We start from the raw sequence: 22065 nt of genomic DNA, 5'->3' as shown, positions 1-22065 counted from the left end.
CCGAACGCGGCGATCTCGTCGCCGGATGGGTGGAGCGGGCGGTGATGGACACGTCCTGTCCCTTCTCGGTAGCGGCTCGGGGGACGTCGTACGCGGTTCAGCAGGTGGCGTTCGTCTGGGTCACCAGGCCCAGCCGCCAGGGGAGTCGCGAGTAGTCGCCACTCGCGCCGGGGTCCATGCCCTGGTGGAGGAAGCGGAACCGGCACGGGTTGATCGTGAGGGTCTGGTCGACGCCGTCCCGGATCAGCTCTCCATGACTGAAGTCGGCCGTCCAGGTGGGCCGGCCTCCCTCGAAGGTCACGTTGGTGGAGCGCAGGAACGGGCCCGCCTCGGTGTCCGCCAGCGGTGTCCAGGTGCCGCCCAGGCTGGTGGCCGTCCAGGCGCGGAAGTAGCGCCGCCAGTCGGACTGGGTGGCCAGGGCCTCGACGAGCATCAGGTAGGTGCCGCTGTTGCCGAGGCGGTAGACGTTGCTCGCCTCGAAGAGGTCGAAGCGGTTGGGTTCGGAGAGCACGACCGTGGTGTCACGGAAGCCGTTCGGGAACTCGGCGCGCGTGGTGCGGGAGCGGTACTGGTGGCCGTTGTCGTCCGAGAAGAACAGGTAGCAGTCGGTCTTGTCGCAGATGGTCCAGAAGTCGAGCCAGCCGCCGTTGCCCTTGTTCTCCGTGACGACGGGCGGCTCGCTGTCGAAGAAGTACTTCGGCGCGCTCCAACTCCGGGGCTGGGAGGGGTCGTCGGTGGTGGAGTACGACGGCGGGCCGGTCTGGTAGACCATGTACCACTTCTTCTGCGGCGCGAAGTAGAACACCTGGGGTGCCGCGGCGTAGCGGTCGCCGATGTTCGGGTTGGCGTCGATGAAGGTCTGCGGGGCGGCCGCGGCCTGCGAGAAGTCACGGAAGCTGGTGCGTCCGAGGCTCCACGCCCCTGCGGTGTCGGCCGTCGTGTAGTAGACGTGCCAACGGTTCTTGTACCGGAAGATCGTGGGGTCCTTGACCGAGACGATCGGGTGGTTCGCGTCCGGCTTGGGGCTGATCAGCGGGCCGCTGGAGCTCCAGGTGAAGGATTCCGGAAGCGGCCGGGCCCGATCTCCCTCCGCGTCTCCGGCGGCCGCCGGGCCCGGTGCCATGGCCAGGCAGGCGACGGCCACCAGAAGCAGCACCAGGCCGCTGACGAACGTGCGCGTGCGCGGAGTCGGCATCGACCCGCCCTTCTCGGAAAGGGAAGCGTCAGCCGCATGGTGGCATGGACACGACCGCCATGGAAGCGCTCCCACGGCACTCGGGGGAAAGCCTCTCCCCTTCACCAGGGCTGACCGAATGTCTTCTGCGCAAAGCGTTGACTAGAAAGCGCTTGCCCCCTACGTTCCGTTCAGCAGTGTGACCCACCCCCACACGACGGATCGTCCAGCGGAGCCCCACAGCCCGGGGAAGTGCACGCCTCTGGCTGTCGTGAGACCCCGTCACCGTCACACTGCTCGCGCGCGGCGATCAGAATGACGTACGACATTCACATACATGTCCGAGAAGTTCCTCCGAAGGGACGCACCCGCATGCGCACAGGCCCCCCACGTACACACGCGCAAAGATCCGCTCTCGGCGCTGCCGCCGCCCTCGCCGCGGTGGCCGTCCTCACCGTTCCCCAGTCGGCCGGAGCGGCCGAGACCTCGCCGGTCGGGTTCGGCGCCGGGACGGCCGGCGGCGGGAGCGCCTCTGCGGTCACCGTCTCGACGCTCTCGGCCTTCAAGACGGCGGTGGCCGGGAACACCGCCAAGGTGGTGAAGGTCAACGGCCTGATCACGCTGAGCGGTCAGGTCGACGTCGGCTCCCACACGACGGTCCTGGGCGTGGGTTCGTCGTCCGGGTTCACCGGCGGCGGTCTGCGGCTGAAGAAGGTCACCAACGTCGTCATCCGCAACCTGAACATCAGCAAGCCGCTCGCGCCGTCCGACGGCGTCACGGTGGAGTCGTCAACCAAGGTGTGGATCGACCACAACTCCTTCTCCGCCGACCGCGATCACGACAAGGACTACTACGACGGTCTGCTGGACATCAACCACGGCTCCGACAACGTCACCGTGTCCTGGAACACCTTCAAGGACCACTTCAAGGGCTCGCTCGTCGGCCACAGCGACAACAACGCCAGCCAGGACACGGGTCACTTGAAGGTGACGTACCACCACAACCACTTCAGCAACGTCTACTCGCGCATCCCCAGCCTGCGCTTCGGCACCGGGCACTTCTACGACAACTACGTGGTCGGCGCCGACACCGCGGTCCACTCCCGCATGGGCGCGCAGATGCTGGTCGAGAACAACGTCTTCCGCTCGACGAAGGTCGCGGTCACCACGAACCGCAGCAGCGACGTCGACGGATACGCCAACCTCCGCGGCAACGATCTCGGTGGAGCCGCGACCGAGATCTCCCGGACCGGCACGTTCACGAGCGCTCCGTACAGCTACACCGCCGAGCCGGCCTCCTCCGTCGTCGCCTCGGTGACGTCCGGCGCGGGCGCCGGAAAGCTCTGACCACCCTTCCGTCCCCCAACAGGAAGAAGGAATCGGGACATGACTTCTTCGGTACGTTCGCGCACCCGCGTGCGCGCGCTGGCCGGCGTGCTGGCCGCTCTCGGCCTGTCGACTGGCATGATCATGACAGACAGCGGTCTGTCCACCGAGGCGAACGCCGCCACGTGGCCCAGCGCCAACGGCAGCCAGGGGGTCTCCTCCACCATCCCCGTCTCCGGTACCAAGGACTACGGGATGAAGCGCCTGTACGGCACCGGCGACCTGGGCAGCGGCAGCCAGGACGAGGACCAGGGGCCGATCCTGGAGCTGGCCGACGGCGCCGTCCTCAAGAACGTCATCATCGGCGCCCCGGCCGCGGACGGCGTCCACTGCAAGGGCAGTTGCACGCTGCAGAACGTGTGGTGGGAGGACGTCGGCGAGGACGCCGCCACCTTCAAGGGCTCCTCCTCGTCGAGCGTCTACACCGTCTACGGCGGGGGTGCGAAGGCCGCCAGCGACAAGGTGTTCCAGTTCAACGGCGCGGGCAAGCTGGTCATCTCCAAGTTCGCCGTGCAGAACTTCGGCACCTTCGTCCGGTCCTGCGGCAACTGCAAGACGCAGTACAAGCGGTCGATCATCCTGAACACCATCGAGGTGACCGCGCCGGGCGGTCGGATCGCCGGCATCAACACCAACTACGGGGACAGCGTGGCGCTGCGCGCCATCACCGTGGTCGGTGACAGCAGCAGGAAGATCATCCCCTGCCAGAAGTACATCGGGAACAACACGGGCAAGGAGCCGACCAAGAACGGCACCGACGCCGACGGCACGTACTGCAACTACTCGAGCTCGGACATCACCTACAGGTAGGCCCCCCACGGCTGGCCCCCCCCCACGGTGAAGGCGGCCGTACGGAGCGTCCCTGCACGGCGCTCCGCACGGCCGCCGAATCGTGCGTCGGCCACAGGTCAGGGGCGCCGCGTCACGCCCGCACCGCCTCGGTGACCTCCCGCCGGTAGTCCGCGTAGGCGGCCCGCAGGTCGGCTCCCGGCCAGTCGGCGGGGAGGAGCCGGGGCGGCAGTACGGGGTCGGCGAGCAGGTGGCGTACGACGGCCGCGTACGCCGTGAAGCGGTCGGCCGGGGCCCGTGCCCGGCCGATGTGTGTGAGCAGGGCGCGGGACGTCGCGGACCAGGCGTCCAGCGGCCACAGGGCGGCGGCCAGTTCGCGCGCGGGCAGGCCGGGGCGGGCGGTGTAGTGCTGGGCCACCTCGTGCAGGTTGTCCGGCAGGGCGCGGATGAGATTGGCCGGCCGCAGCCAGACACCCTCGCGCAGTTCCGCCAGGCGCAGGGCGGTCAGGCGGGCGCGCAGTTCGGCGCGTTCGGCGGGGCCTCGGCCGGTGACCGTGATCACGACCATCTCCCAATCGCCCTCCCACGCGCGCGTGCCGGGGCGCACCGCGTCGTCCTGGCGGTGCTGCCTGGCCAGCAGTCGGTCGCTCAGGCGGTAGCCGGTGTCCGTGCGCAGGAGGTCACCGGCGGCCACCATGCGGCTGAGCGCCGCCCGCAGCGTGGACCCGCCGACCCCGAAGGGCTCCACCGCGCGGATCAGGTCCTTCACCGGCAGCTCAGGCGGATGCGTGCCGAGCAGCAGGCTCAGTACGACCGACCGGGCGGACAGTGGCCGCAGGTCGATCTCGCCGGGCTGCGCTGACTCGTTCATCCGCATGGTCACGTACCTTATGCGCGCCCGTGTGTTGCATCATTGCTACAACCGAAGCGAGAGTGCAACATGGCCAGTATGGTCTCGACACTCCCGCACGAGCGGTCCACCACCCACGACGTCACCAACCAGGCCCCGCCCCTGGCCCCCTACGACGCCTCCGACGACACCGTCCTCATCGAGGGCCTGCGCCGGGAGGGCGCCGGCTGGGCCGAGGAGGACGTCCGGCGGCTCGGCCTGCTGGCCGGGAGCCAGGAGGCGCAGGAGTGGGCCGAGCTGGCCAACCGGCACGAGCCCGTGCTGCGCACCCACGACCGGTACGGCCATCGCGTCGACGAGGTCGACTTCCACCCCGGCTGGCACGAGCTGATGCGGGTCGCGGTCGCCGAGGGTCTGGCCGGCGCGCCCTGGTCCGACGACCGGCCCGGCGCGCACGTGGCCCGTACCGCGGGCGGGCTCGTGTGGGGGCACACCGACGCCGGGCACGGCTGTCCGACGTCGATGACGTACGCCGCCGTCCCCGCGCTGCGCCGCGAGCCGGACCTCGCGAAGGTGTACGAGCCGCTGCTGACCAGTCGGGAGTACGACCCCGGGCTGCGGGTGCCGACCGAGAAGCGGGGGCTGCTCGCGGGCATGGGGATGACCGAGAAGCAGGGCGGCTCCGACGTCCGTACGAACACCACCACGGCCAATCCGACGGCCGAGCCCGGTGTGTACACCCTGCGCGGGCACAAGTGGTTCACGTCGGCGCCGATGTGCGATGTGTTCCTGGTGCTCGCCCAGGCAGCGGAGGGGCTGTCCTGCTTCCTGGTGCCGCGCGTGCTGCCCGACGGCAGCCGCAACACCTTCCGTATCCAGCGGCTGAAGGACAAGCTCGGCAACCGCTCCAACGCGTCCTCCGAGCCCGAGTTCGACGGGACCGTGGCCTGGCTGGTCGGACCGGAGGGACAGGGTGTCAAGACCATCGTCGAGATGGTCAACTGCACGCGCCTTGACTGCGTGATGATGTCGGCGACGCTGATGCGCAAGACGCTCGTCGAGGCGGCCCATCATGTGCGCCACCGCAGCGCGTTCGGGGCGCGGCTGGTCGACCAGCCGCTGATGCGCAACGTTCTGGCCGATCTGGCGCTGGAGTCCGAGGCGGCCACGACGCTCACGCTGCGGCTGGCCGGCGCGGCCGACCGGGCGGCGCGCGGGGACGCGGGCGAGCAGGCGCTGCGCCGGATCGCCACCGCCGTCGGCAAGTACTGGGTCACCAAGCGGGGCCCGGCCTTCACCGCGGAGGCCCTCGAATGCCTCGGCGGCAACGGCTACGTGGAGGACTCCGGGATGCCCCGGCACTACCGCGAGGCTCCCCTGCTGTCGATCTGGGAGGGGTCGGGAAACGTCAACGCACTCGACGTGCTGCGGGCGTTGACCCGTGAGCCCGGCACCGCGGACGCCCTGTTCGGGGAACTGGCCCTGGCGCGCGGGGCGGACGCCCGGCTGGACGCCGCGGTGACCCGGCTGCACGGACTGCTGGCGAACGGATCCCAGGCGGGCGCCCGACGGCTGGTGGAGCAGATGGCCCTCACCCTGCAGGGCTCCCTCCTGGTCCGGTACGCGCCGGCCGCCGTCGCCGACGCCTTCTGCGCGAGTCGGCTCGGCGGCGACTGGGGGCACGCCTTCGGCACGCTCCCCGACGGGGCCGACCTCGACGCGGTCCTCGACCGGGCCCTGCCCGGGGGAACTGACGTGTAGCGGTTCCGGACAGTCGCCGCCCGGTTCCGCATCGTTGTCAGTGGCGTGGTGCACACTCGCGATCAGCCTGCACTTCGCCTTTGGAGGACAAGGTTGTTCACGGGGATCGACGGGGTCGACTGGGCCTCGATGCGGCATGCGTACGGCAGTGCGGAGGACGTTCCCGGACTGCTCAGGGGGCTCGCCTCCACCGACCCCGCCGAGCGGGAGATCGCGCTCGACGGGATGTACGGGGCGGTGCACCACCAGGGAGACGTGTACGACTCGACGCTGGCCTGCATCCCCTTCCTGTTCGCCCTCGCCCGGTGTGAGGACGTGCGGGACCGGGACGGGATAGTGGAGTTGCTGGTCAGCATCGGAGAAGGAGGGGGAGGGGACGGAGACTGGAGCGATGAGGAGGGGGCCGGTGAGGAGGGCTGCTACGGGGAGGCGCGCGCCGCTGTCCGGGCGGGTGCCGAGGTGTTCGTCGCGCTGACGGCCGATCCGGACGCAGGGGTGCGGCGGGCCGCGTCCGAAGCGCTCGTACGGTTCCTGGACACGCCGGGGCGGGTGCTGGAACTGCTGCGGGAGCGGCTCACGGTGGAGCGGGACGACCGGGTCCTGACCGCGCTGATCGGGAGCCTCGGTCTGTTCGCTGAGCGCCATCCCGGTCTCGCCGGCGAGGCGGTGGACCTGCTGGCGGCACAGAGCGCGCCGCCGTACGGGCCGGGGCTGCGGCTGGCCGCGCTGGGTCAGCTGGCCGGCTGCGCGCCGGACCGCCTTCCGGCCGACCTGGTGGACACGGTCGTGGAACTGCTCAGGGACAGGTCGCGGCAGCGGCCCTGCCGTCCGGACGAGCCCGGCCGCCCCGACACGAACACGCTCATCGGCCACTTGCGCCGGTTGCGACCCTCGGACGAGGAGGGCTCGCAGCTGCTGCGGACCCTGCACACCGCGCTGGGGGGTCGGGTGTCCGAGCGGATCGCCCTGCTCAACGGGCAGTTGACCAGCCCCGATCCGACCGACCGGTGCAACGCGGTGTGGATGTCGGCTGGCCTGCTGCGCGAGTGGCGCGCGGACTACGCCGCGTCCGTGGCACTGCTCGGCGCGCAACTGGGTGCGGAGGAGGACAGGTTGCGGGAAGCGGCGGCGTCCGTCCTCGCCGACCTCTTCGAGCTGGCCGTTCCCGCCGCCGACGATCTTCATGCGCTGCTGGAGTCCCGGCCCGACCTGTGGGTGCGGCACTGGAAGCACGGGGCGCCGACGCTGGGCGATCCGCTGAAGGCACTGGCCCGTTGCGGAGATCCGCGGGCTGCACCGGTACTGGCCCAGGTGCTGGCGGGTGCGGTCGTACCCCACGACCTGGGCCAGGTGATCCCCCATCTGGGCCTTGCCGCCGCTCCGCTCGCCCCCGCCCTGCGGCACCGGCTCGGGGGCGTGCCCGTGGACGCGCCCGACACGTTCGACCGGGCCTGGTCGCTGCTGTCCGCCCTGGCGGCGTTGCGCGACGGTGAGGCGGTGCCGGAGGTGCTCCGGCTGTTGCGGGGCGTGCCGGAGGACGCGCGCCTCCGGGACACCGTCGTGGAGGCGGCCGTCCGCGCACTCGGCGCGTTCGGGCCCGCCGCGCGCGAGGCTGTGCCTGTGCTGCGCGGGCTGCTGGACACCGAGCACGCGATCTGGGCGGCGGGCGCGCTGTGGTCAGTGGAGGGGGAGGCGTCCGCGTCCGCCGTACTGCCCGTGCTGCGTCGGGGGCTCGCGGGAGAGGACGGTTACCGTCGGCGACGGGCTGCCGAGGCCCTGGAACACCTCGGCCCGTCGGCCCGCCCCGCGCTGCCCGCACTGCGCCGCATGGTGGACACCGGCACACTCTGGGAGCGGATGCCGGCCGCGTGTGCGGTGAGCCGAATCACCGGGGATCCGGGCCCCGTCCTCCCCGTGCTCCGCTCCCTCTGGACGGAGAACCCACACACCCGCACCACCATCGCGGACTGCCTCACCAAGATGGGCCCGGCAGCGGCACCGGCCCGGGACCTCTTCGAGACCGAACTGGCGTCCCCTCGACGCCACCTGGCGCAGCCCGAGGCGTACGGCAGCTATGAGGTTCACTCGGACGAGCGGTTGTTGCGGGCTTGCCGGGAGGGGTTGGCGGGAGGTGGGGGCGGTGGCGTGTGATGCCGGTGCGTGGGGGTGGCGGGGAGGTGCGTGAGGGCCTGTGATGCCGGTGCATGGGGTTGGCGGAGGGAGTAAGAGGGAGGGTCTGTGATGCCGTGCATGGGGCGCCGGGGGCGGAGGGCGCCGGGCATGTGCCACGGCGCCTTGCGTGCCACGCGGGGTACGCCGGTGCCGGTGCCGGTGCCCGTGCCTGTGCCGGCTCGGGCGGCGGCCCTGGGGCGGGCCGCGGACCCGGCACGGGCGGGTGGGATCCGGTGCGGGGGCCGAGGGGCCGGTGCGGGCGCCGGGGGGCCGGTGCGGGCGCCGGGGGGCCGGTGCAGGCGCCGGGGGGCCGGTGCAGGCGCCGGGGGGCCGGTGCAGGCGCCGGGGGGCCGGTGCAGGCGCCGGGGGCCGGTGCAGGCGCCGGGGACCGGTGCAGGCGCCGGGGGGCCGGTGCAGGCGCCGGGGACCGGTGCAGGCGCCGGGGGGCCGGTGCAGGCGCCGGGGGGCCGGTGCAGGCGCCGGGGACCGGTGCAGGCGGCTGAACACCGGGTGCGTGGCCACGCGGCTGCTCTCTGGGGCCGCTGCCTGCGGTCAGCACCAGAAACGCCGACTCCGCACTGCCGACGCAGTCCGCTGCCCGCTGCCCGCTGCCCTCGAGCTCTCCGCACTGCCGAGGGAGGCCGCCACTCGCGGCCGGGCACCTGCCTGCCTGCGGGGCGCCACCTGCGGTGGGCCACGGCGCGCCTGCCCGCGGGGCCGCCACTCATGGCCAGGCACCGCACGCCCGCCAGGGCCGCTACCCGCAGTGTGATGAGGCACCGCACGCCTGCCTCCGAGGGCCACCAGTCGCGGCCAGGCACCGCACGCCTGTCTGTGGGGGCCGCACGCCCGCCGCCGGACAACTTGGTGCGACGGCCGCGCGCGCCTGGCTGCGGGGGCCGCTTCGCCCGGCCGGGCATCCCCTCGCATGCGCCGGAATGGGGAGCCGTTACGCATCCGGCCGGGCAGTAGCCACGAGCCGCTCGGAACCGGACGCGTTCGCGCACGACCGGCGTCCACGTACGACCGGCGCGTCCGGCCGGCCGCAGGCCTTCGCGCGGGGGTCCGCACACCCGCGCGCCCTGTGCACAGCGGCGTGCTCCGCCGGCGTCAGCCCGTCTTGCGTCCCCACAGGGGCCCGAGGAGAGCCCACTCCGCGTCCCACTGGTCCATGCGGTGGCGTTCCAGGCGGGTGCGGAGGGCGCGGCCGCCGACGAAGGGGATGGCGGCGGCGCTCACGCCGGCGAGGCCGCCGATGAGGGAGGCGCGGAGCTGGGCCTGGGAGACGGTGGCGGGCTTGGTCACCAGGCGGCCCTGGGCGTCCGTCCAGACGGTGACGGGAGCGCCCTGCGCGCTGCCCGCCTCGACGCGGGCCTGACCGGAGTGCGCGGAACCGTCCGTCGCGGTCCAACTCACCTTGGCCCAGACCCGCTCGCCGCCGCCCGCCCCGGGGTGGGCGGGGGCCGAGCCGGGCGCCTGCTCGGTGAGCCGGGCCACGACGGGGCGCCACTCGACGCGTTCCCTGGCCAGCCCGTCCTCCACGGACCGGGCCGCCGTGAGACCGGCGAGCACCCCGGCAAGGACGGTGAGTGCCCAGGCACCGAGCAGCACCCAGCTCTCCACCGCGTCGGCCCGGCGTTTGAGGGGGTTGCGTCGCCACCGCCACAGCCAGACCTTCGGACCACGGAACGCCATCGAAGGCTTCCTCCTCACGAGCGCACGAACATCCCGACCGCCCTCCCATACGGGCGATGCGTTCGCGATGCTCATGCCGACTCCGCCGGTTCGACGCCACGACGCCTCCCCCGGCCCCGTGGGCGCCCTCGCCCTGAAGGACGAATCCGTACGCCCAGTACCCTCCTCCGACCGCTCTGACCTGCGGTGACGTCATGTCCAGAGGTGACTGTCAGTGGCGGGGTGCAGACTGGCCGGTGTCTGAGACAAAGATGTCGCGGAGGTGATCGGAATGACCGAGGTTCTGCTGGCCGTGGGCACCCGCAAAGGCCTGTTCATCGGGCGTCGGCGCGGTGGTGCATGGGAGTTCGACGAGACGCCCTACTTCAACGCGCAGGCGGTGTACTCGGTCGCCATCGACACGCGCGGCGACACCCCCCGTCTGCTGGCCGGCGGCGACAGCGCGCACTGGGGACCGTCCGTGTTCCACTCCGACGACCTGGGCCGCACCTGGACCGAACCGGCCCGTCCCGCCGTCAAGTTTCCCCAGGACACCGAGGCCTCCCTGGAGCGGGTGTGGCAGCTGCATCCGGCCGCGGCGGAGCCCGACGTGGTGTACGCGGGCACGGAACCGGCCGCGCTGTACCGCTCGGAGGACCGCGGGGAGAGCTTCGAGCTGGTCCGCCCCCTGTGGGAACACCCCACACGCTCGAAGTGGGTACCGGGCGGCGGTGGAGAGGGCCTGCACACCGTGCTCACCGACCGGCGCGACCCGAAGGCGGTGACGGTGGCCGTCTCGACAGCCGGCGTGTTCCGCACGACCGACGGCGGAGCGAGCTGGGCCCCCTCCAACCGCGGCGTCTCCGCGGTGTTCCTGCCCGATCCGAATCCGGAGTTCGGGCAGTGCGTCCACAAGGTCGCCCGCGACGCGGCGAACCCGGACCGCCTGTACCTGCAGAACCACTGGGGCGTGTACCGCAGCGACGACGCGGGCGCGCACTGGACCGACATCGGCGAGGGCCTGCCGTCCACGTTCGGCTTCGCGGCGGCCGCACACCCCCATCGGGGCGACACGGCGTACGTGTTCCCGATCAACGCCGACGCGGACCGGGTCCCCGCCGACCGCCGCTGTCGCGTCTTCCGCACGGCGGACGCGGGCAGGACCTGGCAGCCGCTCACGGCGGGACTGCCCGAGGAGGACCACTACGGCACGGTCCTGCGGGACGCGATGTGCACGGACGACGCGGACCCGGCGGGCGTCTACTTCGGCAACCGAAACGGCGAGGTGTACGCGTCGGCCGACGACGGCGACAGCTGGCGGCAGTTGGCGTCGCACCTGCCGGACGTGCTGTGCGTGCGCGCCGCGATCGTCGCATGAGCCGGACCACCTCCACCGGCCGACTGTCCGGCCTTGGCCACCGGTTGATCCCTGCTGCCCGTACGGCAGTAGGGTGACGACCGTGGCACCACGACCGTTGCATGAGATCGTCGAACCGGGCTGGGCGAGCGCCCTGGAACCCGTCGCCGGACGGATCGCCGAGATGGGCGACTTCCTGCGCGCGGAGATCGCCGCGGGACGCACCTACCTCCCGGCCGGGGCGAACGTCCTGAGAGCCTTCCAGCAGCCCTTCGACGAGGTACGGGTCCTGATCGTGGGTCAGGACCCGTATCCGACCCCGGGACACGCGGTGGGGCTGTCGTTCTCGGTCGCGCCCGAGGTACGCCCGCTGCCCGGCAGCCTGATCAACATCTTCCGGGAGCTGAACACCGACCTGGGGCTGCCCCAGCCCTCCAACGGCGATCTGACGCCGTGGACCCAGCAGGGCGTGCTGTTGCTCAACAGGGCGCTGACCACGGCCCCGCGCAAGCCGGCCGCGCACCGCGGCAAGGGCTGGGAGGAGGTCACCGAACAGGCGATACGGGCGCTGGCCGCGCGCGGCAAGCCCCTGGTGTCCATCCTGTGGGGCCGCGACGCCCGCAACCTGCGTCCGCTCCTGGGCGACCTCCCGTCGGTGGAGTCGGCCCACCCCTCCCCCATGTCCGCGGACCGCGGCTTCTTCGGCTCCCGCCCGTTCAGCCGCGCGAACGATCTCCTGGTGCGGCAGGGGGGACAGCCGGTGGACTGGCGTCTGCCGTGACCGCCGCCGAGGCGGGCCCGGTGGCGGCCGCCTCCAGCATCCTCGCCGTCGACTCGGGAGGCTCCGGCCTCCGGGTTGCCGTCGGCACGACCGACCGCGGGGTGCTGGGCGTACGGGCGTCCCGGGAGCCGGTGCGCACGGGTGACCGGGGCATCGACCCGGGGCACCTGGTGGAGCAACTGATACCCATGATGCGGGCGTTGACCGCCGAGACCGGGATCGCGCGGGCGGGCACGGCCGTGGTCGGCGCCGCGGGGCTCACCACGCTGGGTGAGGGCCTGCGCGCCGAGCTCCCGGGCGTCCTGCTGCGCGAGTTCGGCGCCCGCACGGTCGCGCTGGCCGCCGACGCCGTCACCGCCTACGTGGGCGCCCTCGGGTTCCGTCCCGGTGCCGTGATCGCCGCCGGGACGGGACTGATCGCGGTCGGGACGGATCTGACGGGGTGGCGGCGGGCCGACGGCTGGGGTCATCTGCTCGGTGACTGCGGCAGCGGCGCGTGGATCGGCCGGGCCGGGCTGGAGGCCGCGCTGCGCGCCCACGACGGCCGGCCCGGCGGCTCGGCCGCGCTGCTGGCCCGCGCCGAGGAGGTGTTCGGTCCGATGCCGGGGCTTCCCGGCCGGCTCTACCCGCGTGCGGACCGTGCGGCCGTCCTCGCCTCCTTCGCTCCCGAGGTGGCCGCCTGCGCACCGGGCGATCCGGGCGCCGCGGACATCCTGCGGGCGGCGGCCCGGCACATGGCCGAGTCGGCGGCCGCGGTCTGCCCCAGCTCGGGAGAACCCCAGGTCGCGCTCACCGGTGGCCTGTTCAGGATGGGCGCCCCACTCGTCGTACCGCTGGAGGAGGAGTTGGGGCGGCGGCTGCCGCACGCGCGGCGCGTTCGCGCCGACGGCGATCCGCTGCACGGCGCCGTGCGAGTGGCCACCGAACTCGCTTCGGGCGCGCTCACTCTGCCGGGTGACGACACGATGCTGCACGTGGTGACCACGAAGAGGGAATGACCGCTCGCCGAACGGTCACGCTTTCCGGGCATGACCCAGTTGCATAAATCGCCCGGAAAACATGCTGATCACTTCTGATCCGTACGTAACTCATCAGACAAAACCGGACGGATACCGCTCACCTGCACCCTCCCCGAACAGGGGAGCCCAAGAAGCCAGTAACATGCGGCGCCATGAGTTCCCCCACTGGGCCCGCCGGCCTGCCAGTACGAATGCCGCGCCCCCGCCAGCCCGGGCGGCACCGCCGACCCGAGCCCCTGGCGGCTCCCGAGGGCGCGCCCGCGCTCGTCCTCGCGGTTCCGGGCACGCCCAGCGCCGCGACCCGCGGCCTCGCCGAGGAGGTCGTGAGCATCGCCCGCTCCGAGCTCCCCGGCCTCGACGCCCGCATCGGATACCTGGACGGGGACGACACGGAGTACCCCACGCTCCAGTCCGTGCTCGTGCGGGCCGCCGACGAGCGCACCGCCCGCTACGAGCAGGCCCGCGCCGCCGGTCTGGACGTCAAGGAGCCCGACGGCCCGGTCGCCGTCGTCGTGCCCCTGCTGGCCGGCCCGGACAGCGCGCTGCTGCGCCAGGTCCGCCAGGCCGTCATGGAGAGCCGCGTCGCCGCCGACCTCACCGATGTGCTCGGCCCGCACCCGCTCCTCGCCGAGGCCCTGCACGTACGCCTGTCCGAGGCGGGTCTGGCCCGCGCCGACCGCGCCCGCCTGTTCACCGTGGCGACCGCGGCGGACGGCATCATCCTGGCGTCCGTCGGCGGTGACGAGGCCGTGCAGGCTGCCGGGATCACCGGCATGCTGCTCGCCGCGCGTCTCGCCGTGCCCGTGATGGCGGCGGCCCTGGACCAGGAGGGCTCGATCGCGTCCGTCGCCGATCAGCTCCGCAACTCGGGCTCCCAGCAGCTGGCGCTCGCGCCGTACCTGATCGGCCCCGAGATCGACGCCACCCTTCTCGAGGAGGCGGCCAGGGAAGCGGGGTGCGCGGCCGCCGACGCGCTCGGCCCGTACCCGGCCATCGGCAAGCTCGCCCTGGCCAAGTACACGACGGCCCTGGGCATCGCCCCGCCGCAGCCGCAGGGCGCTCCGGTGCGCTGAGACGGCGCGTGAACGGTCGTACGACCGCGGTGCGCCGGGTCGTACGGCGAAGGGCCCGCTCCTCAAGCAGGAGCGGGCCCTTCGCTTTTTCCTGAACCGGCCGGTCAGTCGTCAGCCATCAGGCGAAGACCACGCAGGACGCGGCCTGCACTTCGATCGACCCGGCACGGCGGGGCAGGCCCGTGGCCTGGTCGAGGCGGAACCAGGTCACGTCACCGGAGCGTTCGTTGGCGACGTACAGGAAGCCGTTCGACTCGGCCAGGGCGCGCGGCCAGTGGCCCCCGCAGGGCACCGTGCCGACCAGGCGCAGCCCCTCCCCCTCGACGACGAACACGGACAGCACGTCCTCGCCCCGGGTCGCGGTCCACACGAAGTGACCGTCCGGGGACACGACAATGCCCGACGGGTAGGCATCGCCGGCCGGGGCGCCGGGGAGCACCGGTGTCTCGTCCAGCGGCTTCAGCAGGCCGTCGGCGGGTTCCCAGCGGCAGACCGTGACGGTCGGGGTGAGTTCGTTGAGCACGTACACATGCTCGCCGTCCGGGTGGAAGGCGAGGTGGCGCGGTCCTGAGCCGGGCCGCAGGGCGGTCTCCCGGTGCAGGACGGGGTTGCCGTCGGCCAGCGTGCACATCCGCACCGAGTCCGTGCCGAGGTCGACGCTGACGGCCCAGCGGCCACTGGGGTCGCTCTGCACCTGGTGGGCGTGCGGTCCCTGCTGGCGCAGTGTGTGCGGTCCGCCGCCGGTGTGCCGGAGCACGCCGGACGCCGCGGGTGCGAGGGTGCCGTCGGCGCGGAGCGGGACGGCGGTGACGCTGCCGGAGCCGTAGTTGGCGGTCAGGACGTGCCCGTCGTACAGACCGAGGTGCGTGGGCCCGCTGCCGCCGACCGCGACGGGCGGCCCGGCGAGTTCCGGCTCGTCGCCCGCGATCCGGTACGCGACCACCGCGCCCTCTGCCGTCTCGCTGACCGCGTAGAGCATGTCCCCGCCCGGCGCCGGCGCCAGATACGAGGGATCCGCCACACCGTCCACACTGCTCAGAACCGTCAGCGCCCCGCTCTCCGGATCCACAGCGGCCGCAACCAGTCCGGGCCCCCCAGCCGCCGTGAACGACCCAATGAACGCCCGCCGCTGCCGCGCGCCATCACCTGTCACCGCGGTCCCCTCTCGTTGGGTGCTGTCCAGGGGGTGACCGTAGCAGGAGATCACTCAAGGTCTAGACCAAGGTTCGGGCGGCGGCGTGCCGAGGTGGGCCGGGCGAGGTGTGGAGCGCGGGGTGCGCCCCTGCGAGGCGCGCTGAGGGATGAGCCCGGCGGGCAGGCGGGCTGCTACGGCTGGGCGGGCGCAGCCAACACGGCGGCCGGGGCGTACCCCCTACGCCCCCCCGCGTCCCTCGGCCCGCCGGCTGCGGCTGACCGACGCACGTGGCCTGCAGCCGACGCGGCGGCCCGTGAGGCGCGCCGTGGGGCAAGCCCAGCAAGATGCGGCCGCGGGAGGAGCCGGCGGGGCGGGTGGGTACGGCGGGGCGGCGGCCTGGGGGCGCAGGTGCCACACCTCCCAACCCCCGGCTGGTAGCCGGGCCGTCGGCGGCTCGTGCGGCTGCCCGGGTACGCGGCCTGCGGCCTGCGTGCGGCAGGAGGCTCGCCGCGGCGGCCGGCGCGGGCTCCCCGAGAGCAGCCGGGTGCCTGCCTCAGGCCCCCACCAGCGGCGAGCCTGACGGCGTTCGCAAGGGGTGGGCCAGTTCCGCCAGGGCTCGTTCCAGGCCGTAAAGGTGAATCAGGGCGGCCTCTTCGGCGGGGGGCGCTGCGGCCATCGGGACCTGCTCGGAGCCGCCGCCCTTCGTGAGTGCCTCTACCGTGGCCTGTACGCGCCAGCAGGCCGCCGCGAGGCGGGCGTCGTGGGAGGCCTCCGGGTCCGCGGCGACGGTGACCAGGCCGCGGATTTCGTGGGCGCAGTTGTCGAGGAGGGTGAGGACCTGGCGGGCGCGGCGCTTGCGGCTGCGCATCGGATTGAGGGGGTGGACGAGTGGCGCGACGGAGAGCCGTACGCGGCCGAGAAGCTGCTCCAGTTCGGCCACACGGCGGGCCGGGTCGGCGTCGGGGTCGCCCGCGAGCCGGGCCGCGGCCTCGGCGGTGCAGGCGTGGACGCTTCGCAGGGCGCGCTGGATCCAGGCGTCGGTGACGGCGTGGGTGGTGACCGGCAGGACGAAGAGCACCGCCAGGACCGCGCCGAGCGCGCCGACGCCGGTCTCCGCCAGACGCAGGGCGAGCAGGCCCGGGTCGAGGACGCCGAGGAGGCCGTAGAGGAGCTCGGCGAGCAGGGTCACGCAGAGCATCATCCAGGTGTAGGACACGGCGGCGGTGTAGAAGATGCCGAAGACGCAGACGGCGACGAGCACGGCCGTGGGGACGGCGGTGCCGTTCACCGGGACGGCGACGAGCAGGCCGAGGCCGATGCCGATCACGGTGCCGAGCACCCGGCGGAAGCCGCGGACCAGGGTCTCGCCGCGCGAGGTGGTGTTCACGAAGATCCACCAGGTGGCGCCGACGGCCCAGTACCAGCGCTGCCCGGACACCAGCTGCCCCACGACGAGGGCGAAGCCCGCCCCGGCCATGGCCTGGATCGCCTGGCGCGTGGTCACACGGGCCAGCCCGCTGCCGCCCGGCGGGGCGGGCACGGCGGCCGGGGGCAGGCGGCGCTCGTAGCACCACGCCCCGAAGCGGACCATCGACGCGGTGAGGACCGACAGCAGGACAGCGGCGTACAGCTCGGGCAGCTGGTCCGTGGTGGCGTGGAGGAACTGGGCCACGAAGAAGGTCATGAACGCGAACACGCCGAGGCTGTGCCCGCGTGGCCCCCAGCGGCGCGCGTACACGCCCGCCCCGACGACGGCGAGGAAGGTGAGGTCACGTGCCACGGGGTGGTCGTGCAGTTCCGCCGCGACGGCGAGCACGGGCAGACCGACGGCGGGCAGCAGCGCGGTGGTCACGGCCTGACCTCGGACGGTCGCGTCGGTGACGGTGAACAGCGCGAGGAGCGCGGCGAGCCCTCCGGTGACGGCACCGGCGAGGGACTGTCCGGCGAGACCGCAGACGACGACCGTCGCCCCGATGCCGAGGACGGCCCGCGCGGCGAAACGCAGCCGCGTCCGCCCCGGGTCCGGAGCCACGAACACCCTCTTCAGCACTGCTTCCCGCCCCTCTGGTTCAACCGGCATGAAAAAGGCGCCGCGGGGATCCGCAGCGCCATCGACGCACCCATGAGAGCACCTGTTCCACCACTGGCTCAAGTGTCTCCTTGAAAGCTGTGCCATTGGTCCACCAGTAGGCGGTGAAGATTGAGCCACGCCAGGCCAACGGACCAGGAGAGGTGGTCCACCTGCACCTCTTGCCGCTGGGCCATTGGTACAGTCGACGCCGATCAAGGACGGACAAGGAGGCCCCGCACCATGGCCGTGGACGAGCTCGACACGCGCATCCTGCGGCTGCTGCTGGAGCAGCCGCGCACCAGCGTGCGCGAGTACGCCCGTCTCCTCGGCGTCGCCCGGGGCACACTCCAGGCCCGCCTCGACCGCCTGGAGCGCGCCGGTGTGATCACCGGCACGGGCCCCACGCTCTCCCCCGCCGCCCTGGACCACCCGGTGCTCGCGTTCGTGCACATCGAGGTCACCCAGGGCCACCTCGACGACGTGGGCGACGCGCTGGCCGCCGTACCGGAGATCGTGGAGGCGTTCTCGATCACGGGTGGCGGAGATCTGCTCACGCGCGTGGTGGCGCGCGACAACCTCCACCTCGAGGATGTCATCCAGAAACTCATCAGCCTGCCCGGCGTCGTCCGCACCCGCACCGAGGTCGCCCTGCGCGAACGCGTCCCCTACCGGCTGCTGCCGCTGGTGGAGTCGATCGGCCGCACGGCCGCCAAGTGACGCTTGGCATGCTGGACCACATGAGCAACTTCGGCACCACTGCGGTCATATTCGACCTCGACGGAACACTCGTGGACAGCGAGCCGAACTACTACGAGGCGAGTCGCCGCACCCTTGCCGAGCACGGCGTCCCGGAGTTCACCTGGGCGGACCACGAGGGCTACGTCGGTATCAGCACACTGGAGTCAGCCGCGATCTGGAAGGAGCGGTACGGGATCCAGGCCCCCGTGGACGAACTGCTCACCGACACCAACCGCCGCTACCTCGCACTCGCCCGCGTCGCCACCTCCGCCTACCCCGAGATGGGCAAGTTCGTGGAACTGCTGGCGGCCGAGGGCGTCCCCATGGCCGTGGCCTCGGGCTCGGCGCCGGAGGCCATCGAGGCGGTACTGGCCGGCACGGGCCTGGACGCGTACCTGCGGACCACCGTCTCGGCCGACGAGGTCACCCACGGCAAGCCCGCCCCCGACGTCTTCCTGGAGGCGGCCCGCCGTCTCGGCGCGGCCCCCGCCGACTGCGTGGTCGTCGAGGACGCGGCTCCGGGCGCGGCCGCTGCTCGGGCGGCGGGGATGCGGTGCATCGCGGTTCCGTACGTCCCGTCACAGGCGGACGCGCCGGAGTTCGGTTCGGCGGATCTGCTCGTGCGGGGCGGACAGGGGGGATTCACGGCGCGGGGGGCCTACGAGTGGCTCGTACGCTCCGTGGGGACGCGGATCGCGTGAAGCCGGGCCCTGCGCCGATGCCGCTCCTCTAGATTCGTTCGGAGCGTCATCGGGAAGGAGCGGCGGGTTGGTCGAGGGTCACACCCGCAATGTCATGGGCGGCACCGCGGGAACGGTTGTCCAGGCGCGGTCGATCGGGGAGGTGCACTTCCATGCGGCCGCTCCGGCGGCGGAGTCCGTGGGCGAGGCCTCGGGGGCGGACGCGTGGGTGCACAGGGTCGTCGGCTCCGAGGTCTGGCGGCATGTGCGGAACGGGCGCGACTGCGGTCACCAGCGGGACCGTGCCGCCGCGGTCGCCGGTCGGCTGGCCCTCCTGCGCGACGAGTCGCGCGAAGCGCCGGCCGAAGACCCCTGGAGCGACCCGCGGATCGCCGAACGGTTCCTCGACCACCTGGAGTGGCTGCTCGGTGAGCCGGCGCAGGACGGGGGCGTCGACCTCGACCTCCATCCCGCCGAGGCGGCCCTCCTCGTCCTGTTCCCCTTCGTCTACCGGGTCCACTACCTGCGCCGGGCCGCGCTGCTCGCGCAGGTCGCACCCTGGTCGTTGCGGCCCATGGTCGGCGCGGGGCCCGAGCGGAGATCGTTCGAGGTCTTCGTGGAAGGCAACGACGTACTCGTCCAGCGCGCTCTGCGGCACTCCGAGGCGCAGCCGCGGCTCGGCTGGTGGCTCTTCCACCGCTGGCTGACCCGGCATCAGGAGTTCATGGACAGCGGCTCGGTCCGCCGGTTGCTGTCCGAACTGGGCGAGCCGGCGGAGGAGTTGGGCGGGGCACTCGCCTGCGACAGGGTGACCGCTCTGCTGCACGGGCTGCGGCGAGGACCCGACGTCTGCCATCCGGAGTTCCTGAACCTGCTGCCCACGGACGACCACGACGGACGCGCGTATGTGGAGTGCCGGGACGACGGCATCGGCATGGGCGAGGCGGAGCTGCGCGGGGTGTTCTCCCACGCGGGTGAACGCTTCGCGGAGCAACTGGAGTTCAAGCTGGAGCGGGCGAAGTGGGAGTCGCTGGATCCGCCCGTGACGCTGTATCCGAACAGCCGCTTCGGGATCGGGGTGCTCAGCTACTTCATGCTCGCGGAGGAGATCCGCGTGACGACGTGCCGGATGGGGGCGGACGGGGTTCCCGGGCCGGTGTTCGAGGTCTCGATCTGCGGGCCGAGTCATCTGTTCAGGATCGTGCGAAGCGCTGCCCGGGGGCGGGAGCCGGGGACGAGTGTGCGGTTGTACCTGCGGGAGGACGTGGACCCGCGTACGTGGTCTGTCGTCGATGTGCTGGAACGCTTCCTCGCCCTGGCCGAGTTCGCCACGAGCGCGCGGCACGGTGAGCGGCGGGGCGACTGGGAAGCAGATCGTCTCAAAGAGCGCGATGACGCCGGCCAACCCGAACGCTTCGAGCTGAACGCGCACGGAGGTCAACTGGGCCAGTGGGGGGACTCCTCCGGAGCTCAGGTCGTCTGGTGCGAGAAGGGTGGCGCCCTGCTCGTGGACGGCCTGCTCGTGAAGCCACAGACACGCGCGGGCGTCTTCTGCCCCCAGGGTTCCGGCCTGACGGGAGTAGTGGTGAATCTTCGGGGCCCGTGGTCCCCGGACACGCTGTCCGTGGACCGCAGGCACGTGCTGGACGATGTGTCCTCGGCGGTCCAGGAAGTGCTGGAGAAGGCCTCGGGCGCCCTGGCGGACGACGCCACACCGCTGCCCGACTTCGCCTGGCTGTGCCGGGTGGCCGGCGGCAGTCCGGTGCTGGCGGACATCGCCGCCTCGGCACTCTCCGCGAGGGGGCGAAGGACGGCGCTCCACCCCGCGTCGTTCGGCACGGAGCAAACGGGCTTCTTCCCGGGCGACCTCTCGCTCGTCCCCGGCTTCAGGAATGCGCGGCATCGCATCGGGAACGCCGCCACGGTGTACGGTCACGCACGGGACCACATCTACCTGTGGAGGCTCCTGGCCCACTACCGGGGCAGCGCCTTGCGAGAACTGACCGCCGTATGTCCGGAGATCGCGGAACCGGGTCCCGTCCGCAGGGCGAGACCTTCCGACCAGTGGCTCTTGCAGTTCAAGACGCACCCGGACCGATGGCGTGGTGGGCCGCTGGACCTCAGGGACATCGCGCTCGCAGCGGACCGGCTACGGTCGACCCCTCACGAGATCGCACGGCAGGCGGCTGCGCTGGGATTTCACGACATCGATCCACGCACATGGCGGGAGGGCGCTCAGCTCACCGTAGCGAACAGTCCCGCATTCAGAAACGCGTACGACCTTCCTCTCGACAAGACCGCCCCCCTCACGTCCGCCGACCTCATGCGCGCGGTGGACTACGTGCAGGAGGAAGTCACCGCGACAGCCGCCTTCATGAGGGGCTTCGGCTTCCACGTGGCGGACGATGTCGTGACGATGTGCCGGGCGGCCGAGCGGGACGAGTTGCTCTGGCTGACCCCGGGCACGAGGTCGAACGGCGTTCTGGCTCCCGGCTCCGTGGTGCCGCCGGGGCACATCGCCAACGCGAGCGTCCATTTCGACCTGCCCGTTGCCGAGGTGTGCCGACGGCTCGCCGCCCACGGACTGCGGCCCGACCGTGGCCTGCTGCCCGATCGGCCGGGCTCCGAGATGGTCGACCTGCTGAGCACCCATGGGAACGGCAGGTGGCCCTGGATGAACCGGACCCAGCCCCCACCACCGGGACTTGTGCTGCACGCGGCGAAGAGGCTCGATCTTGAGCCGCTGGAAGTGGTGGCGAAACTCGCCGCTCTCGGCTTCCCTCGACCCGAGCCTTTCCCCGCCAACGCGGCTCCGGGGGACCTCCGCCTTTTCGGAGACGCCTACGAAGCCGGGCTCGCCCGTCCCCCGGGTCCCTTGTTCTACGGGCAGATCTTCCATGGTGCGAAGGATCTGGAGGACCTCAGGCGCGCCGTCCACCGTCTGCGGGCCTACGGATTCGACGTCCCCTTGGCGGTTCCCCCGCGCCCCAGGGGACTTGACCGGGAGATCCTTCGGGCCGCGGGCCCGTTCAGCTGGTGGTCGATCGCGACGGACGACGTCGTGCCCTTCAGCCATGTGCTTCTGGCCACGAGAGAGCTGGGAACCACGCCGGGGGTCGTCGCACGACGACTGCGCGCCTACAACGTCCCGACCTCCCACCCCAGGCTTCCCAAGGGCCTGTCGTTCAGCGAGGCCCTGAAACTGATCCGCGACGGCGAACTGGACGAGGGCGAGCTGCCGGAGGCCGTCCACTTCCCCCTGCAGTATCTGCATCAGACCGCCCTGAGGAAGGGCACCGGCATCAAAGAGATCGCCTCCCTCCTCAACCAACTCGGCATCCCCGTGCCCGACCCCGCCGACACGATCCGAGCAGCCCTCGCCCGCGTCCCCCGCCCCGACTGATC

Annotated in this window: 16 protein-coding genes; 11 read left to right on the top strand and 5 right to left on the bottom strand. The window is 72.4% G+C overall.

All coding sequences use genetic code 11. From position 1 onward, the window contains the following. Window positions 1-97: 97 nt before the first annotated feature. Entirely contained in the window at window positions 98-1195 is a 1098-nt protein-coding gene (locus AC067M_RS12175; RefSeq protein ID WP_478696921.1) for a glycoside hydrolase family 62 protein, read from the bottom strand. A 351-nt stretch (window positions 1196-1546) separates the two neighbouring features. On the opposite strand from AC067M_RS12175, the gene AC067M_RS12170 reads away from it, so the two are divergent. Together AC067M_RS12170 and AC067M_RS12165 are read left to right on the top strand one after the other, a co-directional pair. Beyond that, window positions 1547-2521 (top strand): pectate lyase family protein, encoded by a 975-nt coding sequence (locus AC067M_RS12170; protein ID WP_478696920.1) that lies wholly within the window; start codon window positions 1547-1549, stop codon window positions 2519-2521. A 39-nt stretch (window positions 2522-2560) separates the two neighbouring features. Continuing rightward, the gene (locus tag AC067M_RS12165) at window positions 2561-3370 is read left to right on the top strand and encodes a pectate lyase (RefSeq protein WP_478696919.1); all 810 of its coding nucleotides are present in this window, start codon (window positions 2561-2563) and stop codon (window positions 3368-3370) included. A 112-nt stretch (window positions 3371-3482) separates the two neighbouring features. Here the strand turns inward: AC067M_RS12165 and AC067M_RS12160 are convergent, their stop codons facing one another. Continuing rightward, complete coding sequence (locus AC067M_RS12160) at window positions 3483-4226, bottom strand: PaaX family transcriptional regulator C-terminal domain-containing protein (RefSeq protein WP_478696918.1); 744 nt, start codon at window positions 4224-4226, stop codon at window positions 3483-3485. 72 nt (window positions 4227-4298) lie between these two features. Here AC067M_RS12160 and AC067M_RS12155 point away from each other — a divergent pair, with 72 nt between their 5' ends. Together AC067M_RS12155 and AC067M_RS12150 are read left to right on the top strand one after the other, a co-directional pair. Continuing rightward, window positions 4299-5960, top strand: coding sequence for an acyl-CoA dehydrogenase family protein (locus AC067M_RS12155; protein WP_478696917.1), 1662 nt, complete (start codon window positions 4299-4301; stop codon window positions 5958-5960). Between the two features lie 93 nt (window positions 5961-6053). Next, window positions 6054-8111, top strand: a complete 2058-nt coding sequence (locus tag AC067M_RS12150; protein WP_478696916.1) for a HEAT repeat domain-containing protein — start codon at window positions 6054-6056, stop codon at window positions 8109-8111. A 1131-nt stretch (window positions 8112-9242) separates the two neighbouring features. On the opposite strand, the gene AC067M_RS12145 is transcribed toward AC067M_RS12150, so the two are convergent. Then, window positions 9243-9827 carry an Rv1733c family protein gene (locus tag AC067M_RS12145; protein WP_478696915.1) on the bottom strand — a complete coding sequence of 195 codons (585 nt, stop codon included), beginning with the start codon at window positions 9825-9827 and terminating at the stop codon, window positions 9243-9245. Between the two features lie 271 nt (window positions 9828-10098). On the opposite strand from AC067M_RS12145, the gene AC067M_RS12140 reads away from it, so the two are divergent. From AC067M_RS12140 to AC067M_RS12125, 4 genes are all read left to right on the top strand, one after another. Further along, window positions 10099-11184, top strand: a complete 1086-nt coding sequence (locus AC067M_RS12140) for a WD40/YVTN/BNR-like repeat-containing protein (RefSeq protein ID WP_478696914.1) — start codon at window positions 10099-10101, stop codon at window positions 11182-11184. 82 nt (window positions 11185-11266) lie between these two features. After that, complete coding sequence (locus AC067M_RS12135; RefSeq protein ID WP_478696913.1) at window positions 11267-11944, top strand: uracil-DNA glycosylase; 678 nt, start codon at window positions 11267-11269, stop codon at window positions 11942-11944. Next, window positions 11941-12942 (top strand): N-acetylglucosamine kinase, encoded by a 1002-nt coding sequence (locus tag AC067M_RS12130; RefSeq protein ID WP_478696912.1) that lies wholly within the window; start codon window positions 11941-11943, stop codon window positions 12940-12942. The genes AC067M_RS12135 and AC067M_RS12130 overlap by 4 nt, the downstream gene beginning before the upstream one ends. Before the next feature lie 173 nt (window positions 12943-13115). Then, window positions 13116-14036 (top strand): sirohydrochlorin chelatase, encoded by a 921-nt coding sequence (locus AC067M_RS12125; RefSeq protein ID WP_478696911.1) that lies wholly within the window; start codon window positions 13116-13118, stop codon window positions 14034-14036. A 118-nt stretch (window positions 14037-14154) separates the two neighbouring features. Here AC067M_RS12125 and AC067M_RS12120 read toward each other — a convergent pair whose 3' ends face one another. Together AC067M_RS12120 and AC067M_RS12115 are read right to left on the bottom strand one after the other, a co-directional pair. Beyond that, window positions 14155-15189 (bottom strand): lactonase family protein, encoded by a 1035-nt coding sequence (locus tag AC067M_RS12120; protein ID WP_478696910.1) that lies wholly within the window; start codon window positions 15187-15189, stop codon window positions 14155-14157. 535 nt (window positions 15190-15724) lie between these two features. Further along, window positions 15725-17221, bottom strand: a complete 1497-nt coding sequence (locus AC067M_RS12115; protein ID WP_478696909.1) for an FUSC family protein — start codon at window positions 17219-17221, stop codon at window positions 15725-15727. Window positions 17222-17482: 261 nt separating this feature from the next. Between AC067M_RS12115 and AC067M_RS12110 the strand changes: the two genes are divergently transcribed. From AC067M_RS12110 to AC067M_RS12100, 3 genes are all read left to right on the top strand, one after another. Continuing rightward, on the top strand, window positions 17483-17959 hold the full coding sequence (locus tag AC067M_RS12110) for an Lrp/AsnC family transcriptional regulator (protein WP_478696908.1): 477 nt from the start codon (window positions 17483-17485) through the stop codon (window positions 17957-17959). A 20-nt stretch (window positions 17960-17979) separates the two neighbouring features. Further along, on the top strand, window positions 17980-18681 hold the full coding sequence (locus AC067M_RS12105) for an HAD family hydrolase (protein ID WP_478696907.1): 702 nt from the start codon (window positions 17980-17982) through the stop codon (window positions 18679-18681). Window positions 18682-18748: 67 nt separating this feature from the next. Continuing rightward, a complete protein-coding gene (locus tag AC067M_RS12100) occupies window positions 18749-22063 on the top strand; it encodes a wHTH domain-containing protein (protein ID WP_478696906.1) in 3315 nt (1104 codons plus the stop codon). Window positions 22064-22065: the final 2 nt, after the last annotated feature.

This window comes from Streptomyces sp. NPDC043427 (genome assembly GCF_056436655.1).
Note: the sequence above shows the minus strand (reverse complement) of the source record. Positions and strands in the feature narration are given on the sequence as shown.

Excerpts from the sequence above, each read along its gene's own strand:
- AC067M_RS12165 (WP_478696919.1), top strand. The coding sequence starts at position 2,561 with ATGACTTCTTCGGTACGTTCGCGCACCCGCGTGCGCGCGCTGGCCGGC.
- AC067M_RS12155 (WP_478696917.1), top strand. The coding sequence starts at position 4,299 with ATGGTCTCGACACTCCCGCACGAGCGGTCCACCACCCACGACGTCACC.
- AC067M_RS12175 (WP_478696921.1), bottom strand. The coding sequence starts at position 1,195 with ATGCCGACTCCGCGCACGCGCACGTTCGTCAGCGGCCTGGTGCTGCTT.
- AC067M_RS12170 (WP_478696920.1), top strand. The coding sequence starts at position 1,547 with ATGCGCACAGGCCCCCCACGTACACACGCGCAAAGATCCGCTCTCGGC.
- AC067M_RS12145 (WP_478696915.1), bottom strand. The coding sequence starts at position 9,827 with ATGGCGTTCCGTGGTCCGAAGGTCTGGCTGTGGCGGTGGCGACGCAAC.
- AC067M_RS12110 (WP_478696908.1), top strand. The coding sequence starts at position 17,483 with ATGGCCGTGGACGAGCTCGACACGCGCATCCTGCGGCTGCTGCTGGAG.
- AC067M_RS12105 (WP_478696907.1), top strand. The coding sequence starts at position 17,980 with ATGAGCAACTTCGGCACCACTGCGGTCATATTCGACCTCGACGGAACA.
- AC067M_RS12125 (WP_478696911.1), top strand. The coding sequence starts at position 13,116 with ATGAGTTCCCCCACTGGGCCCGCCGGCCTGCCAGTACGAATGCCGCGC.
- AC067M_RS12140 (WP_478696914.1), top strand. The coding sequence starts at position 10,099 with ATGACCGAGGTTCTGCTGGCCGTGGGCACCCGCAAAGGCCTGTTCATC.
- AC067M_RS12160 (WP_478696918.1), bottom strand. The coding sequence starts at position 4,226 with ATGCGGATGAACGAGTCAGCGCAGCCCGGCGAGATCGACCTGCGGCCA.